Genomic DNA, 16398 nt, shown 5'->3' with positions numbered 1-16398 from the left:
GGTGGAAGTACGGTAACGTATGGAGCTGACTGCTACTAATAGGGTGAGGGCTTGACCAACAAGCTTGGTTATGATATAATTGCTTAGTCAACATGTATGTAGTTTTGAAGATGTGATAATCTTCTATAGCAAAGAAATTTGCAAGGCCCAGTGGCTCAGTTGGTTAGAGCGCCGCCCTGTCACGGCGGAGGTCGTGAGTTCGAGTCTCATCTGGGTCGTTTTTTAAGGGATCTTAGCTCAGCTGGGAGAGCATCTGCCTTACAAGCAGAGGGTCATAGGTTCGAGCCCTATAGGTCCCATATACATTAAGGGTGGATTCCCGAGTGGTCAAAGGGGGCAGACTGTAAATCTGTTGGCACCGCCTTCGAAGGTTCGAATCCTTCTCCACCCACTAAGCCTTATCATTGGCTAAGCCGATGTGGCTCAATTGGCAGAGCAGCTGATTTGTAATCAGCAGGTTATCGGTTCGAGTCCGATCATCGGCTTTTAACTTCATAATTACCGCGGGGTGGAGCAGTCTGGAAGCTCGTCGGGCTCATAACCCGAAGGTCACAGGTTCAAATCCTGTTCCCGCTATTTTGCCCAGATAGCTCAGTTGGTAGAGCAGAGGACTGAAAATCCTCGTGTCGCTGGTTCGATTCCGGCTCTGGGCATTTGCTTTGCAAGATAGTTGCAAGGCAACAAAAATTGTATATGGGATATTAGCTCAGTTGGTAGAGCACTTGACTTTTAATCAAGTTGTCCGGGGTTCGAATCCCCGATGTCTCATGATTAAGGATACTGTTTAAGACAGTATCTTTTTTTTGTTCTTTTTAAGTCTGACTGCGCATATATTATAGTACATGCGTAGTAGTGGGAAGTGCGCAGTCCCAATTCCTCTGCATGGAAGAAAAGGAGGGCCTTATGAAGAAAATAAGAGAAAGTTTTCATAGGATTGCTGCTGCTGTGTTTTGCCTTATTATGAGCATGAAGGCAGGATTATTTCCAGGTATGGGACAGGCTGTGATGGCAGGCACAGAAAATAAAAAGTATGTGTCGGGAATGCCTTATTATGCGGCGGGAAATATAACTGCTTCTTCTATGTATAGAATATTATTCAGGGGAAATTACGTTATAAAGAAAGTCTTTTTCTGGATTAAAGGGCCGGGTGACAGAAGTGGAGCATTATTAAAAATACCGCTTCTCTGTTAAATAACAGCAAAGCGGTATAAAGGCTGATGTCAGGAATTTGAAAAGATTAGATTGATTGTACAGATTTCACTGTCGGTGCCAACTCTCATGGCTGGTCCCCAGACACCGGATCCGGAAGTTACAATGTTATGCATAGATCCTTTTTGGAGATATCCACAGGGATTTTCCCAGAGAAATTTAACCGTAAAGTTTCCTGGAAATGTCTGTCCATCATGAGTATGTCCGCAGAGATCAAGGTCAACACCTGCATCAGCAATATCCTGAAGTTCTTTTGGCTGATGATCAATAACTATAATTGTCTTATCCTTGTCCAGCTTTTGAGTAAGCTGGGCAGGGGTTTTTCTTTTTTCTTCTATTTTTTCGATCAGAGAGGCATCTTTTCGTCCGACTACATAAAAGCTGTTGTCGATAAGGACAGCTTCATCTTCCAGAAGTTGAATATTGCTGTTTTGGAGAAAACGTTTCATGCGAGGATCCTTTAGCTGTTTGGAATCTTCTTTTTTATGTTTGAAGGTGAAACCTGCAAGGATAGGCTCATTCAGATCATGATTTCCCCAACATGCGTAAACACCATATTTTGATCTTATGGTACGCAGGATTTCTGATATTTTTTCAGGTTCGCGGACAGCGTCATATTCATTATCAAAAATATCACCTGCGATACATACAAGATCCGGATTTTGTTCATTAATCTTATCAACGATCTCCTGAGCATGTACGGCACCGGAGTTATAGCCAAAATGTGTATCAGCTAACAGGACTATTTGGAGGGAATCCATGTCAGGTGCCGATTTATCGACTGTAATTTTGTACGGCGTTACTTTGATATGTTTGGCATGATAAATTCCTGAAAAACTGATTATAATAACGATACAGATACAACACGCGCCAACTGCAGCAAATACGATCCTGGACTGGATCCAGGAGGCATGTACGGCATACTTCAGAATTAATCTTACGACATCGATGGAAAAAAGCACCATGAGTATATACATAAAAATTCCAAGAAAATAGTTACTGGTAATTTTGAGGATTCTGTGCAGAAAAGCAGGTTTCCGGATAAGAAATCCTGTGAGAGGCGTCAATGCAATCAAAGTATAAATCACTGTCAGTATAATTCGAAAAATTCTGGATTGAAACAGATGATGGCAGTTTCCAATCCACAGATAGCCCCATCGGAGTACATAGATATTGAGCAGAATATAAATCGGTGCAAGAAAAATTGCAAGCATAAGATCCCTCCGTTCGACTTGAATTGATTTATACATTATAGTATGAATGGAATTTCATGTCAAAATGGATAAAACATAAAATATTAAAGAAAACATATATTAGGATAAAACCTTGTTGGATGAATATCATGAAAAGAAAAAGAGTATTTAATCTGTCAAGTATAGGTCTGGTTTTGCTGCTTCCATATGTTTTGGTGGGTATGGTGAATGGTAGTGAAAGAATCCTGATGAACTACAGACCGGATATGGAAATGTACCTGGCAGCAATCCTTTCCTGTCAGATTTCATCAGGATATGAGCTACAGACAATCGAAGCACAGGCTGTTATAGCAAGAAGTAATCTTGCAAGAAAATTTGAGGAGAAAGAAAATATAACAGAATTTTTGAGGGAAACGGGAATGGGGATTAAGAGTCAGTGGAAATGGTGGATAGAGAATGAAATTTATGAGAAGGCTGTGGAAAACACAAAGGGGAAAATTATTCTGGTTGATGGAGATTTAAAATTGGTTCCGTATCATGAGATCAGTGCAGGTGTAACCAGGGATGGGCAGGATGTTTTTGGAAATTCAGAGTATAAATATCTGAAATCCGTGGACAGCAGTGCGGATAAAAATTCGCCGGACTATTTCAGCAGTACATATATTTCAAAGAGTCAGCTTCCGGATGAACTGAAAATAAAAGAAAGAGATTCAGCAGGTTATGTTTTGAGCCTTGAGGCAGACGACAAAATTCTTGAGGGAGAAGCGTTTGCATTGGGAATGGGACTTGCGTCCTCAGATTTTTCTATTCAGAAAACAGGTAAAAAAGTCCGGTTTCTGTGCAGAGGAAAAGGTCATGGACTGGGATTTTCTCAGTATGGCGGAAATGAACTTGCAAAAAATGGAAGTTCATGGAAAGAAATTCTGGAGGAATATTTTCCGGAGATGGATATAAGTACCTGTAATCTGACTGCAGGAGAAAAATAGTATCAGATCTGAATAATATATCATATTTCGGGAATGCTATAATTACAGAAATGATTATTAGCAGAGGTGAATGGAATATGACAAAAAACAGAATCGTAAAGTATGTTGCAAATACTGCTCTTTTAGCTGTTCTTGCAGCGGCTGGTATCGGTGCGTATCAGATTGGTACTTATACGCCGGAAAAGAAACTTCAGGAAGAGATTCCATCGGATACGGAGAAAGATTCCGAAGAGATATCGATGGTAGATGTGGATGCCAGTCTGGTGGACTCAGAAATTTCTGACACAATGCAGAATAAGAATACGGAAGAGGAACTGGGTACATCGGAGAAAGAAGAAAGTCTGGACACTCAAATGGACAGTATGCAGACAAATATGGAAACAAAGGTTTCGGGTACAGAAAAGAATACCGATACTTCTCTGCCGGTGCAGGAAGAGGTCAAAGATGTTTCAGCGGGGGCAGTAAATACAGCAAAACTTAATTTTTCAGAGGATACCTTGATGGAATGGCCGGTACATGGAAATATTCTTCTGGATTATAATATGGATCAGACGGTATATTTTCCGACGCTGGATCAATACAAATTAAGTCCTGCAATTGCAGTTCAGGCTGCAGAAGGAGCACCAGTCACAGCGGCAGCGCGGGGAACCGTGTATTCTATTGAAGAAAATCCACAGACAGGAACTACTCTGACAATGGAGCTTGGAGGCGGATATCAGGCAGTTTACGGACAGCTGAAAGACCTTTGTGTGGAAGAAGGCGACACGATAGAAGAGGGAAGCGTGCTGGGATATATCAATGAAACAACAAAATATTACAGTAAAGAGGGAAGTAATCTTTATTTTGCAATGAAGAAAGATGGTAAACCGATCGATCCGATCGCTTATCTTCCCTGATCTGTTCACAAGAAATAAAATGCAGCGTATAATAAAGCAGGTGGGAATGAAAGTTTGCAGTCGATATTCTCCTACCTGCTTTTTAAATGTCTGTGAAAATATCTTCAGGGTTTTGGTGTTCCGGAAGGATTGTCAGGAGACAAACGGATGAAGTACAGATTTGAATCGGCTGCTTTTTATATAGATTCATAGTAACTGTCTGACAGCACTAAAACAATCAGGATGGCTGGTTGGGTCTGAAGGACAGTTATCCTTACATAAATATTAAGATGAGTTCTATTCATGAATTACGGAAGAGGAGAAGATTATGAATTATACATATATGGTTCAGTGTGCGGATGGGAGCTTGTATACAGGGTGGACAAACTGTCTGTCCAAGCGTCTGAAAGCTCATAATGAGAGTAAGTCAGGAGCAAAATATACCAGAACAAAAAGACCGGTAAAACTGGTTTATTATGAAGGATATGAGACAAAAGAAGAGGCAATGGGAAGAGAATATGCGATCAAGCAGCTGACAAGGAAAGAAAAGCTGCAGCTTATAGAGTTCTGATAGAGATAAAAACCATTAACAGTTCACAGCAACAAAAACTACCCTGCCGTTAAAATGGCAGGGTAGAGACGAAACAATACATGAGAATAAAATGGCAGGCACTTCCAAGCATAATAAAAACATGGAAAACTTCATGAGAGCCAAAATTCTTATGTCTGGAATTAAAAAGCGGAAGCTTTAAACTATAAATGATACCGCCTATTGTATAAATGATGCCTCCGGCGAGAAGCCATCGAAATCCTGCTTTTGGAAGTGAATGGAAGATCGGGACAAATGCCAGTACACAAAGCCATCCCATTCCAATATAAAGGACTGAAGAGAGCCACTTCGGACAGGTGATCCAGAATCCCTTGAACAGAATTCCAAGGATAGCAATGCTCCATACAAGACCACAGAGGATATATCCAAGGCGGTTATGAAGGGCAATGAGGCAGATCGGCGTGTAACTTCCTGCAATCATGACAAAGATCATCATGTGATCCATCTTGCGGAGCCTGCGGTTAACTTTCTCACTGGAATCTACAGAGTGATAAATGGTGCTGGCTGTATAAAGAAGAATCATTGTAAGAATAAAAACTGCCAGAGCAGCAATGTGTAAAGGTGCCTCTGTGCTCTCGCCGGAAGCGGCCTTGAGAAGAAGTGGCGCAGCTCCGGCGATTGCAAGTAATCCTGCAACGCCATGAGTGATCGCACTCCAGGGATCTTTTAATTTAAGCTTCATAATAAACACCTCCGTGTAAATAATCAAAAACCAATAACGTAGTAATCAAAACTACATATCAAGTATATTGAAACTATAGCACAAAAAATCATAAATGTGAAGAGTAAATTATAAAAATTTGCAATTATTCAGAAGGTAATATTCCGCGAGGTGTTTTGCCATGTTTCTGCCAGAATCCCATATGAAGTCTCAGGTGAATTCGACTTAAAGTACATAATTCTCCTGTTTTTCCATATAATAACCATACAGTGAAATAAGGTAAATAAAAAACAGCAGGAGGAACATGACGTATATGAAAGCTACAGGAATCGTTCGCCGCATAGATGATCTTGGAAGAGTAGTGATCCCAAAAGAAATACGACGGACATTGAGGATTAAAGAGGGAACACCCATGGAGATTTTTACCGACAGGGAAGGTGAGATCATTCTGAAGAAATATTCTCCAATCGGTGAACTGAGTATTTTTGCAAAGGAATACGTGGAAGCTCTGGCACAGACTACCGGGATGGTAGCGTGTATTACAGATCATGATCAGGTGGTGGCTGCCTCGGGGCATGGAAGCCGGGAATATGAAGGAAAAACGATCAGCAGTGAACTGGACAGAGTCATCGCGGATCGAGAAGCGAAGTGCTATTATGGAGAAGAAAAAGGAAAGATTTCACTGATCCAGAATCAAAAAGAAAATAAAGCAGGATTGATCGTTCAACCAATCATCTGTGCAGGGGATGCCATTGGATCGGTTGCATTAGTTGGAAAGAATAATGGAGAAAAGCTTGGAAATCCGGAGAGAATGCTTGTACAGACAGCAGCAGGATTTCTGGGACGGCAGATGGAACAATAAAAATACCGGAGATTCTTCGAGTCGAAAAAGAATCTCCGGTGTTTTTTAGCATTTTTCAGCGATTTCGTACAGAAGACGTTCGGTATCCTCCCAGCCAAGGCATGGGTCAGTGATGGAGCATCCAGGAGTCATATGGTCGCTGATTTCCTGGCGGCCTTCAAGAAGATAACTCTCTATCATAGCGCCCTTAACAAGCTTATGAAGTTCCGGACAGCAGTTACGGCTGTGAAGAACTTCGTTTACAATACGAATCTGTTCCTTATATTTTTTGTTGGAATTAGAATGATTTGCATCTATAACAACAGCCGGATTCTTGAGATCTTTCTGGCTGTACAGATTATAGAGACGAATCAGATCCTCATAATGGTAATTCGGGATGGCCTGTCCATACTGATTGACACCTCCACGGAGGATGGTATGTGCCAGATCGTTTCCGGATGTCTCAACATCACAACCGCGATAGATGAAATGATGCGGATGCTGGGCAGCAGTAACGGAATTCAGCATAACAGAGAGATCACCGCTGGTCGGATTCTTCATACCAACCGGTATATCCATTCCGCTGGCGGTAAGACGATGCTGCTGGTTTTCGACAGAACGTGCACCGACTGCTTCATAGGAGAGGATATCATCGAGGTAACTTCTGTTTTCCGGGTAAAGCATTTCATCAGCAGAGGAAAGTCCTGTTTCCTGCATTACGCGCATATGCATCTTGCGAATTGCGATGATTCCGGCAAGAAGATCCGGTGCCTTGTCCGGATCCGGCTGATGAAGCATTCCCTTGTAGCCGTCTCCTGTAGTACGTGGTTTATTGGTATAAACACGAGGAATAATCATTAACTTATCGGAAACCTTGTCAGAAACCTTCTTGAGACGACGAACATATTCACAGACAGTATCTTCATTGTCTGCGGAACAAGGGCCTACAAGAACAACAAACTTATCAGATTCACCGGTAAAGATGCGACGGATTTCCTCATCGCGACGCTGTTTTACGGCCTTTAATTCAGGGCTGAGCGGATATTCGTTTTTAAGAACTTCAGGAAGAGGAAGTTCATGATTGATTTTCATTGACATTATGTAGTTCCTCCAGTATGTATATGACACTCAAAGAGCAAGTGTCTTTTAATCTAGCACAGTATAACACGTTATGAAAAGAAAATCTAGCAAATTAATGCGTTAAACTGCAAAAATCCCATGCAGATTTAAAAAATGAAAAACTGCATGGGTGATGTTGGATATAAGGTATCAGTCAAGAGCCTTTTCGCTCATTTCTTCAAGAAGATTTTTCTTGATATCGTATAATTTCTGGGAAAGATCCACATATACCTTCTGAGGATTTACCAGTCGGCGAGACTCATCCCAGAGAGTATTCTGTTCTTTCTGGCAGTATTCTCGGAGCTCCATAACCTCAGGAGAAGTATAAACACGTTTGCCCTCTCGGATGACCGGGATCAGAAGTTCGCGGAGTTCATAGGTACCACCGAGGACCTTGGTCTTTTTCCAGGTATCAATAGGATCGAAGATGATCATAGTTTCTTCCGGATCAAAAACTTCATCTGCCATACAGATAAGATCTGCTTTGATCTTGCCTGTGGATTTACTGTAGATTCGATAAACAGTTTTATTTCCAGGATTGGTGACTTTTTCTGTATTTTCGGAAAGCTTGATCTTTGGTGTAAAAGTAGAGCTTCCGGAATCTTTTACTGCAGCAAGCTTGTATACACCGCCGAAAGCAGGGTTATCCTTGCTGGTGATCAGGTTGGTTCCCACACCCCAGGAATTGATTTTGGCATCCTGGGTCTTAAGGCTGTCGATCAGGTACTCATCCAGATCACTGGAAGCAGAGATCGTTGCATCGTCAAATCCGGCAGCAGCAAGCATTTTGTAGGCTTCCTTGGAAAGATACGCAAGGTCACCACTGTCAATACGAATTCCGTAGTGGGTCAGTTTCACACCTTCCTCTCGCATCTCTTCAAAGACGCGGATTGCATTTGGGACACCGGATTTGAGGACATCATAGGTGTCGACCAGAAGCGTACAGGAATTTGGATACATTCTGGCATAGGTCTTAAATGCAGTGTATTCATCCGGGAAACTCATGATCCAGCTGTGTGCGTGTGTGCCAAGTACGGGAACGTTGAACATCTGGCCTGTAAGTACATTGGAGGTGCCGGCACATCCGCCGATCACAGCGGCGCGTGCACCATAAATACCGGCATCAGGTCCCTGTGCACGGCGAAGACCAAATTCCATGATTCCATCTCCTCGCGCTGCGTAGCAGACACGGGCTGCCTTGGTAGCAATAAGACTCTGATGATTGATGATGTTCAGGATCGCAGTCTCAACAAGCTGTGCTTCCATGATAGGTGCAATGACCTTAACAAGCGGTTCTCTTGGAAATACGACAGTTCCCTCAGGGATTGCATAAATATCACCGGTAAAATGAAAGCCGCTCAGATATTCCAGAAAATCTTCTTCAAAAATATGAAGACTTCTGAGGTAATCGATGTCTTCCGGGCTGAAATGAAGATTTTCGATATACTCGATCATCTGTTCCAGACCTGCAGTAATTGCGAAACTGCCTCCGCACGGGTTGACACGATAAAACATATCAAAGATAACGGTCTGGTTGGTTGGGTTCTTGAAATAACCCTGCATCATTGTTAACTCATACAGATCAGTAAGCAGGGTCAGATTGGTTGCTCTCATAAAGTTTCTCCTCTTATTTAGACAAATAAATCACAGATGCCGAATGCAAAGGCATCCTGTATCAAAAGGTATTCCTATTATAGCATTATTTTACACGATCAGCACTAAGATTTTACATAAACAGTAATGTCAAAAAAAAAAATAAAAAAAATTAAAAAAAGGGGTTGATTTTTTTGAAACACTGTAATATAATAACATTCGTCGCGAGCGATAAGAAATAAAAAACGCAAGCGAATGAATGAAGGGCTATCGCCAAACGGTAAGGCAACGGACTCTGACTCCGTCATTTCAAGGTTCGAATCCTTGTAGCCCTGCTTCTTAAGCACCTCAGATGAGGTGCTTTTTTTTGTCTTGTTGACGGCAAGATTCAAGAAGTTCTTTGAAGGTAAGAGGCACGGGCTGATCCTTTCGATGTTCACCTATCTGTTTTTCCATCCAGACCATATTATACCAGGTATGAAATTTATATCCGCACTGGTAAAATTCTCCGACCAGACGATATCCCATATGTGTATGAAATTCAATACTGTTGTTGTCCAGATGTGGATCTTCTTTTGAAGTACAGGCGATGCAGGCATTCATGTTGAGAATTCCCTGAGCCTGCAGAGTGTGCTCCAGAGCGTCATGCAGAAGGCGGCCGATTCCCGTATGTCTCTGAGTCTGGTCTACATAGATGGACGTCTCAACAGCCCAGTCGTAAGCAGCACGTTCATGGAATGGACCGGCATAGGCATAACCGAGAATTTTATTCTGCTGTTCAGCGACAAGGTAAGGATATTTTTGGAGAGTGCATCGAATCCTTCCGGCAAACTCTTCTGTTGACGGGACGGTATATTCGAAGGTGATGGCGGTATTGACTATGTAGGGAGCATAGATATTAAGAAGTGCAGGAGCGTCCGATTCTCTGGCTGTACGGATCGTGATTTCAGTATGAGCTGACATAAAAGATACCTCCATGATAAAATTTTTATCATGATTATAGCACTTCAGGCAGAAAATAACAGAAAAAAATGTGTTGTTCTGACAGTTGCAAATGAAATCGGGAAATGGTAAAGTTTACTGAGAAATAGATGATGACAGAAAATCGGATAAGCTGTCCAAAACAGCAGAAGAAGTGAAAGCGGGGTATATATGGCATATAGTTTCAGCGGAAGAGTCCGCTATAGTGAAATTGGAGAAAATGGCTTACTGACTTTGCCTGGAATCCTGAATTATTTTCAGGACTGCAGTACTTTTCAGTCAGAAGAGTCAGGTCTGGGAATAGAAGTTCTTAAGGAATGGAAAAGGTTCTGGGTATTATCAGCATGGCAGGTGATCGTAGAGAGATACCCATGTCTTGGAGAGAATATAAGAACTTCTACATGGGCATATGCTTTCAGGAGTTTTCTTGGAATGCGTAATTTCTGTATGGAAACAGAGGATGGAGAACGTATTGCCTATGCGAATACCTACTGGACTTATATCAATGCGGAAAATGGACTTCCGGTTAAACTGACAGAGCGCGATACAGCAGGCTATGAAATGGAAGAAAAACTGGATATGGATTATGCACCCCGTAAGATTATTCTTCCGGGCGAATATGAGCAGCAGGAAGCTTTTGCAGTACAGAAACATCATCTGGATACCAATCATCATGTAAATAATTGTCAGTATGTTCAGATGGCAATGGATTATCTGCCGGCAGATTTTAAAATCCATCAAATGCGTGCAGAATATAAACAGCAGGCGAGACTTTATGATGTGATCTGTCCGGCAAAAGCCGAAGAGGATATAAGAACAACCATTCTTCTGAATGATCAGAAGGGTGAGCCATATGCAGTTGTCGAATTTAAAAAGTAAAAAATATCGGAGGATTTTATGATCGAATTAGGAAAAAAACAGACACTTCAGGTAGTGAAAACAGTAGATTTTGGTGTGTATCTGGCAGAGGATATGAACGCGGATACAAAGCATCAGGTACTGCTTCCGGCAAAGCAGGTTCCGGCGGGGACCAAAGCTGGTGATAAACTGGAGGTTTTTATTTATAAGGATTCACAGGATCGAATGATCGCTACAACAAATGAGCCACGTCTTACAGTTGGCGAAACGGGGCTTCTCAGAGTAAAACAGGTAACGAAAATCGGTGCATTTCTTGACTGGGGCCTGGAAAAAGATCTGCTTCTGCCATATCATGAGCAGACAACAAGAATTTTTGAAGGACAGGAATGTCTGGTTGCTGTTTATGTAGATAAGAGCAGCAGACTCTGTGCAACAATGAAGGTGTATCCGTACCTTTCAAAGGAGACACCTTATAAAGAAGGTGATCGTGTGAAGGGTAGAGTTTATCAGCTCAGCGATAATTTCGGTGTTTTTGTTGCAGTAGATAATAAATATTCTGCGCTGATCCCGGCGAGAGAGGCAAAGGGAAAATATCGTCCTGGAACAGTTCTGGATCTTCGTGTGACCAAGGTCAAAGAAGATGGCAAAATGGATGTCAGTGACAGAGAGGAAGCTTATATTCAGATCAATGAAGATGCAGAAAGTGTATTCAGCATCATTGAAGAGTTTGCCGGAGTGCTGCCGTTTGATGATAAAGCTTCACCGGAAGTTATCAAAAGAGAGTTTGGACTGAGTAAAAATGCATTTAAACGTGCAGTGGGCCATCTTCTTAAGGAAGGCAAGATTGAAATCAAAGACCGTCGTATCTACATTGTAAAATGATATAGTAAAGGATAAAGGATATGAATTTTACACATCTTCATGTTCATACGGAATACAGTCTTCTGGATGGATCAAATAAGATTCAGGAATATGTGAACAGAGTGAAAGAACTGGGCATGGACAGTGCCGCGATCACGGATCATGGAGTGATGTATGGAGTGATCGATTTTTATCGTGCAGCAAGAGCAGCCGGAATCAATCCTGTTCTTGGATGTGAAGTATATGTGGCACCGGGGTCTCGCTTTGACCGTGAGATAGGAAGCGGGGATGACCGTTATTATCATCTGGTTCTTCTTGCAGAAAATAATCAGGGTTATGCGAATCTGATGAAGATTGTTTCGAAGAGTTTTGTGGAAGGCTTCTATTATAAGCCGCGAGTGGATCTGCAGCTTCTTGAGAAATACCATGAAGGTCTGATCGCATTAAGTGCATGCCTTGCAGGCGAAGTGGCACGTTATCTCACCAGGGGAATGTATGAGGATGCAAAAGCTGCCGCACTGCGATATCAGGATATTTTTGGAAAGGGAAACTTTTTCCTGGAACTGCAGGATCATGGGATACCGGAGCAGCAGAATGTGAACCAGCAGCTTCTCAAAATGCATCGTGAGACAGGCATTGAGCTGGTCGCAACAAATGATGTCCATTATACGCTGGCAGAGGATGCACAGCCGCATGATGTATTGCTATGTCTTCAGACGGGAAAGAAACTGTCTGATGAAAACAGAATGCGTTACGACGGAGGTCAGTATTATGTAAAATCTCCGGAAGAGATGGAGCGGCTTTTTCCTTATGCGACAGAGGCACTGGAGAATACACATAAGATTGCTCAGCGATGTCATGTAGAGATTGAATTTGGTGTCACAAAACTGCCTAAATTTGATGTTCCGCAGGGATACACCTCCTGGGAATATTTGAATGAGCTGTGTTTTAAAGGGTTAGAAGAACGTTATCAGCCGGTTACAGAAGAACTGAAAGAACGTCTGAATTATGAGCTTTCCACGATCAAAAATATGGGATATGTGGACTACTTCCTGATCGTATGGGATTTTATCCGGTATGCACGGGATCATGATATTATGGTAGGTCCGGGACGTGGGTCCGCAGCGGGAAGCCTGGTTGCCTACACGCTTGGAATCACACAGCTGGATCCTATTCGGTATGATCTTCTGTTTGAACGTTTCCTGAATCCGGAACGAGTTTCCATGCCTGATATTGATGTGGATTTCTGTTTTGAAAGAAGACAGGAAGTTATTGATTATGTCAGACGGAAATACGGTGATGACTGTGTGGTTCAGATTGTTACTTTTGGTACGCTGGCAGCTCGTGGTGTTATCCGTGATGTGGGGCGGGTGATGGATCTTCCTTATGCACAGGTAGATACGATCGCCAAGATGATTCCACAGGAGTTGAATATCACGATCGATAAAGCTCTCAAGATGAATCCGGAATTAAAGAAAAGCTATGAAGAGCAGCCGGAAATCCATGATCTGATCGATACAGCCAGAAGACTGGAGGGACTGCCCCGGCATACTTCCATGCATGCTGCCGGTGTTGTGATCAGTCAGAAGGATGTTTCTGAATATGTACCGCTTTCAAGGGCACAGGATGGTTCTATTGTTACGCAGTTTACAATGACAACTCTGGAAGAACTGGGACTTCTCAAGATGGACTTTCTGGGACTTCGTACACTGACAGTCATTCAGAATGCGGTACATCTGATAGAGCAGGATACAGGCGTGCACCTGGATATGCAGAAGATTGATTATAACGACAAAAAGGTTCTTGATTCACTGGGAACCGGTCGTTCGGATGGTGTGTTCCAGCTGGAAAGTACCGGTATGAAGAACTTCATGAAAGAACTGAAGCCACAGAGCCTTGAGGACGTTATTGCGGGAATTTCTCTGTATCGTCCGGGACCGATGGATTTTATCCCGCAGTATATCCGTGGTAAGAACCATCCGGATACGATCCAGTATGACTGTCCGCAGCTGGAGCCGATCCTGAAACCGACGTATGGTTGTATTGTATATCAGGAGCAGGTTATGCAGATTGTCCGAAGCCTTGCAGGTTATACTCTGGGACGAAGCGACCTGGTTCGTCGTGCAATGTCCAAGAAAAAAGCTTCCGTGATGGAAAAAGAGCGTCAGAATTTTGTTTATGGAAATGAGCAGGAGGGAGTACCGGGCTGCATTGCCAACGGAATTGATGAGCAGACTGCAAATAAAATCTATGATGATATGACCGATTTTGCAAAGTATGCGTTTAATAAATCACATGCAGCAGCATATGCGGTGGTTTCTTATCAGACTGCATTTCTGAAATATTATTATCCAGTGGAATTTATGGCAGCACTTATGACCTCTGTTATAGAAATGCCGAACAAGGTGGCTGAGTATATTCAGGTCTGCCGTCAGATGGGAATCAGTATTTTGCCGCCGGATGTAAACTGTGGGATTTATGGATTTTCTGTCGACCATGGTGCGATCCGTTATGGACTTTCTGCGATCAAGAGTGTGGGACGGCCGGTTATCAATGCACTGGTTGAAGAGAGAGAGAAAAATGGAACTTATCGTTCGCTGAAGGATTTTATTGAGAGGCTTACAGGAACGGTAAATAAGCGTGCAATCGAGAACTTTATCAAGGCCGGTGCACTTGATTGTCTGGAAGGGAACCGCCGTCAGAAGATGAACGTTTACGGACAGATCGTGGACAGTATCGCACAGGAAAAGAAGAATTCTTTTGCAGGACAGATGAGTCTTTTTGATCTGGTCAGTGAAGAGGACAAAAAGGAATTTGAGATTCGTATGCCGAATGTCGGCGAATATGATAAAGAAATGCTTCTGGCTTTTGAAAAAGAAGTTCTTGGAATCTATCTGAGTGGACATCCTCTGGAAGGCTACCGCAGTATTATGGATAAGATGATCTCTGCAAAAACAACAGATTTTCAGCCGGATGAAGAAAGTGGACGCCCGAAGGTATATGATGGTCAGAAAGTCATCATAGGTGGAATGATCACGGAGAGAACCATCAAATATACGAGAAATAATAAAGTTATGGCATTTCTGACAGTGGAAGATCTTGTGGGAACGGTAGAAGTGGTTGTTTTTCCGCGTGATTACGAGAAATGGCAGACCCTGATCACGGATGATGCCAGAGTATTTATTCAGGGACGTGTCAATGCAGAAGACGACCGGCCGAGTAAGATGATCCTCGAGAAAGTTCACTCTTTTGAGGATATTCCGAAAGAGGTATGGATACAGTTCAGGGATAAAGCAGAGTACAGTGCGGCAGAAGCGGAACTTCAGAGTTTTCTTAAGGATGTGCCAGGAACTTCGGCAGTTGTCATATATCTCAAAGATGTCAAAGCAATGAAGCGGCTTCCGGCAGGATTCCGTATGCAAATCAATGAAGAATCGCTGGATGAACTAAAGAAAAAATATGGGGAATCCAACGTTAAACTTGTGGAAAGAGTATTGAAAAACTTCTAAAAATGCTTTACACTATACAACGAATATGTGTAGAACAGATAACTAAGATTTCCTATTATATGGAAATCTGGAGATGGAGGAAAGAATCATGGCAGAGAAACAGATAAAAACCATCGGTGTGCTCACAAGCGGAGGTGATGCTCCGGGAATGAACGCTGCGATTCGTGCAGTTGTAAGAAGAGGTCTCAGCAGTGGACTTAATGTCAAAGGTATTTATAAGGGATACAATGGTCTTCTGAACGAAGAAATCGTTGATATGACTGCCAGAGACGTATCTGATACAATCGAACGAGGCGGTACAATTCTTTACACAGCAAGATGTGCGGAGTTCCGTACAGTGGAAGGTCAGGAGAGAGGCGCTGAAATCTGCAGAAAACATGGAATCGACGGACTGGTAGTAATCGGTGGAGACGGTTCTTTTGCAGGTGCGCAGAAACTGGCTAATCTTGGTATTAATACAATTGGTGTTCCTGGTACTATCGACCTGGATATTGCCTGCACAGAGTATACAATTGGATTTGATACAGCAGTAAATACAGCTATGGAAGCAATTGACAAGGTTCGTGATACTTCTACCTCTCATGAGAGATGCAGTATTATTGAGGTTATGGGACGTAACGCAGGATATCTTGCTATGTGGTGTGGTATTGCAAACGGTGCAGAGGATGTTCTGATTCCTGAGAAATATGACTATGATGAGCAGAAGCTGATCAACAATATTATTGCAAGCCGTAAAGCAGGAAAGAAACATCATATCATTGTTAATGCAGAGGGTATTGGACATTCTGAGGCAATGGCAAGACGTATCGAGGCTGCTACAGGTATCGAGACTCGTGCAACAATTCTTGGTCACATGCAGCGTGGCGGTAATCCGACATGTAAAGACCGTGTATATGCGTCCATGATGGGAGCTCTTGCAGTAGATCTTCTGAAAGAAGGAAAATCCTGTCGAGTTGTAGGATATCGTCATGGTGAGTTCATGGACTTCGATATCAATGAAGCTCTGGCTATGCAGAAAGACGTATCTCCATATATGTGGGAGGTATGTAATTCTCTTTCTCACAATTACAATAAATAATAAATGCGTATTTTTAAGCGGAGG

14 protein-coding genes and 8 tRNA genes are annotated in these 16398 nt (G+C 42.5%); 17 read left to right on the top strand and 5 right to left on the bottom strand.

The window, feature by feature from the left end; translation table 11 throughout:
- Positions 1-144 precede the first annotated feature (144 nt).
- The 8 genes from GT674_RS05865 (at position 145) to GT674_RS05830 (ending at position 1191) form a co-directional block, all read left to right on the top strand.
- Positions 145-218 (top strand) — tRNA-Asp (locus GT674_RS05865).
- A gap of 8 nt (positions 219-226) precedes the next feature.
- A tRNA-Val gene (locus GT674_RS05860) sits at positions 227-299 on the top strand.
- Positions 300-309: 10 nt separating this feature from the next.
- Positions 310-391, top strand: a tRNA-Tyr gene (locus GT674_RS05855).
- Between the two features lie 21 nt (positions 392-412).
- Positions 413-485 (top strand) — tRNA-Thr (locus tag GT674_RS05850).
- 17 nt (positions 486-502) lie between these two features.
- Positions 503-576: transfer RNA gene (locus GT674_RS05845), tRNA-Met, on the top strand.
- A 4-nt stretch (positions 577-580) separates the two neighbouring features.
- Positions 581-653: transfer RNA gene (locus GT674_RS05840), tRNA-Phe, on the top strand.
- Positions 654-695: 42 nt separating this feature from the next.
- Positions 696-768: transfer RNA gene (locus tag GT674_RS05835), tRNA-Lys, on the top strand.
- Between the two features lie 135 nt (positions 769-903).
- Positions 904-1191, top strand: coding sequence for a hypothetical protein (locus GT674_RS05830; RefSeq protein ID WP_161284837.1), 288 nt, complete (start codon positions 904-906; stop codon positions 1189-1191).
- Positions 1192-1220: 29 nt separating this feature from the next.
- On the opposite strand, the gene GT674_RS05825 is transcribed toward GT674_RS05830, so the two are convergent.
- A complete protein-coding gene (locus tag GT674_RS05825; protein ID WP_161284836.1) occupies positions 1221-2423 on the bottom strand; it encodes a metallophosphoesterase in 1203 nt (400 codons plus the stop codon).
- Between the two features lie 128 nt (positions 2424-2551).
- Here GT674_RS05825 and GT674_RS05820 point away from each other — a divergent pair, with 128 nt between their 5' ends.
- From GT674_RS05820 to GT674_RS05810, 3 genes are all read left to right on the top strand, one after another.
- Entirely contained in the window at positions 2552-3388 is an 837-nt protein-coding gene (locus tag GT674_RS05820) for a SpoIID/LytB domain-containing protein (RefSeq protein WP_161284835.1), read from the top strand.
- 77 nt (positions 3389-3465) lie between these two features.
- Positions 3466-4284, top strand: a complete 819-nt coding sequence (locus GT674_RS05815) for a M23 family metallopeptidase (protein ID WP_161284834.1) — start codon at positions 3466-3468, stop codon at positions 4282-4284.
- Positions 4285-4591: 307 nt separating this feature from the next.
- On the top strand, positions 4592-4834 hold the full coding sequence (locus GT674_RS05810; protein WP_161284833.1) for a GIY-YIG nuclease family protein: 243 nt from the start codon (positions 4592-4594) through the stop codon (positions 4832-4834).
- A 49-nt stretch (positions 4835-4883) separates the two neighbouring features.
- On the opposite strand, the gene trhA is transcribed toward GT674_RS05810, so the two are convergent.
- Positions 4884-5555, bottom strand: coding sequence for a PAQR family membrane homeostasis protein TrhA (trhA, locus tag GT674_RS05805; protein WP_161284832.1), 672 nt, complete (start codon positions 5553-5555; stop codon positions 4884-4886).
- A gap of 292 nt (positions 5556-5847) precedes the next feature.
- On the opposite strand from trhA, the gene GT674_RS05800 reads away from it, so the two are divergent.
- On the top strand, positions 5848-6396 hold the full coding sequence (locus GT674_RS05800; protein ID WP_161284844.1) for a stage V sporulation T C-terminal domain-containing protein: 549 nt from the start codon (positions 5848-5850) through the stop codon (positions 6394-6396).
- Positions 6397-6441: 45 nt separating this feature from the next.
- Here the strand turns inward: GT674_RS05800 and GT674_RS05795 are convergent, their stop codons facing one another.
- Positions 6442-7473, bottom strand: a complete 1032-nt coding sequence (locus GT674_RS05795; protein ID WP_161284831.1) for a 3-deoxy-7-phosphoheptulonate synthase — start codon at positions 7471-7473, stop codon at positions 6442-6444.
- 171 nt (positions 7474-7644) lie between these two features.
- Complete coding sequence (locus GT674_RS05790) at positions 7645-9108, bottom strand: nicotinate phosphoribosyltransferase (RefSeq protein WP_161284830.1); 1464 nt, start codon at positions 9106-9108, stop codon at positions 7645-7647.
- 242 nt (positions 9109-9350) lie between these two features.
- Here GT674_RS05790 and GT674_RS05785 point away from each other — a divergent pair.
- Positions 9351-9422, top strand: a tRNA-Gln gene (locus GT674_RS05785).
- A 13-nt stretch (positions 9423-9435) separates the two neighbouring features.
- Here GT674_RS05785 and GT674_RS05780 read toward each other — a convergent pair.
- Positions 9436-10050 carry a GNAT family N-acetyltransferase gene (locus tag GT674_RS05780; RefSeq protein WP_161284829.1) on the bottom strand — a complete coding sequence of 205 codons (615 nt, stop codon included), beginning with the start codon at positions 10048-10050 and terminating at the stop codon, positions 9436-9438.
- A gap of 189 nt (positions 10051-10239) precedes the next feature.
- Here GT674_RS05780 and GT674_RS05775 point away from each other — a divergent pair, with 189 nt between their 5' ends.
- The 4 genes from GT674_RS05775 (at position 10240) to pfkA (ending at position 16374) form a co-directional block, all read left to right on the top strand.
- Positions 10240-10947, top strand: a complete 708-nt coding sequence (locus GT674_RS05775) for an acyl-[acyl-carrier-protein] thioesterase (protein WP_161284828.1) — start codon at positions 10240-10242, stop codon at positions 10945-10947.
- Between the two features lie 18 nt (positions 10948-10965).
- The gene (locus GT674_RS05770; RefSeq protein ID WP_161284827.1) at positions 10966-11808 is read left to right on the top strand and encodes a CvfB family protein; all 843 of its coding nucleotides are present in this window, start codon (positions 10966-10968) and stop codon (positions 11806-11808) included.
- Positions 11809-11828: 20 nt separating this feature from the next.
- Positions 11829-15296, top strand: coding sequence for a DNA polymerase III subunit alpha (locus GT674_RS05765; protein ID WP_161284826.1), 3468 nt, complete (start codon positions 11829-11831; stop codon positions 15294-15296).
- 88 nt (positions 15297-15384) lie between these two features.
- The gene (pfkA, locus tag GT674_RS05760; protein WP_161284825.1) at positions 15385-16374 is read left to right on the top strand and encodes a 6-phosphofructokinase; all 990 of its coding nucleotides are present in this window, start codon (positions 15385-15387) and stop codon (positions 16372-16374) included.
- The last annotated feature ends 24 nt before the right edge of the window (positions 16375-16398 follow it).

Source organism: Blautia sp. BIOML-A1 (assembly GCF_009883055.1).
Taxonomy (GTDB): Bacteria; Bacillota; Clostridia; order Lachnospirales; family Lachnospiraceae; genus Blautia_A.
Note: the sequence above shows the minus strand (reverse complement) of the source record. Positions and strands in the feature narration are given on the sequence as shown.

Bases quoted from the DNA above. Each gene is read 5' to 3' on its own strand.
- GT674_RS05770 (WP_161284827.1), top strand. From the start codon at position 10,966: ATGATCGAATTAGGAAAAAAACAGACACTTCAGGTAGTGAAAACAGTA.
- GT674_RS05795 (WP_161284831.1), bottom strand. From the start codon at position 7,473: ATGTCAATGAAAATCAATCATGAACTTCCTCTTCCTGAAGTTCTTAAA.
- trhA (WP_161284832.1), bottom strand. From the start codon at position 5,555: ATGAAGCTTAAATTAAAAGATCCCTGGAGTGCGATCACTCATGGCGTT.
- GT674_RS05810 (WP_161284833.1), top strand. From the start codon at position 4,592: ATGAATTATACATATATGGTTCAGTGTGCGGATGGGAGCTTGTATACA.
- GT674_RS05815 (WP_161284834.1), top strand. From the start codon at position 3,466: ATGACAAAAAACAGAATCGTAAAGTATGTTGCAAATACTGCTCTTTTA.
- GT674_RS05765 (WP_161284826.1), top strand. From the start codon at position 11,829: ATGAATTTTACACATCTTCATGTTCATACGGAATACAGTCTTCTGGAT.
- GT674_RS05825 (WP_161284836.1), bottom strand. From the start codon at position 2,423: ATGCTTGCAATTTTTCTTGCACCGATTTATATTCTGCTCAATATCTAT.
- pfkA (WP_161284825.1), top strand. From the start codon at position 15,385: ATGGCAGAGAAACAGATAAAAACCATCGGTGTGCTCACAAGCGGAGGT.
- GT674_RS05830 (WP_161284837.1), top strand. From the start codon at position 904: ATGAAGAAAATAAGAGAAAGTTTTCATAGGATTGCTGCTGCTGTGTTT.
- GT674_RS05820 (WP_161284835.1), top strand. From the start codon at position 2,552: ATGAAAAGAAAAAGAGTATTTAATCTGTCAAGTATAGGTCTGGTTTTG.
- GT674_RS05775 (WP_161284828.1), top strand. From the start codon at position 10,240: ATGGCATATAGTTTCAGCGGAAGAGTCCGCTATAGTGAAATTGGAGAA.
- GT674_RS05790 (WP_161284830.1), bottom strand. From the start codon at position 9,108: ATGAGAGCAACCAATCTGACCCTGCTTACTGATCTGTATGAGTTAACA.
- GT674_RS05780 (WP_161284829.1), bottom strand. From the start codon at position 10,050: ATGTCAGCTCATACTGAAATCACGATCCGTACAGCCAGAGAATCGGAC.
- GT674_RS05800 (WP_161284844.1), top strand. From the start codon at position 5,848: ATGAAAGCTACAGGAATCGTTCGCCGCATAGATGATCTTGGAAGAGTA.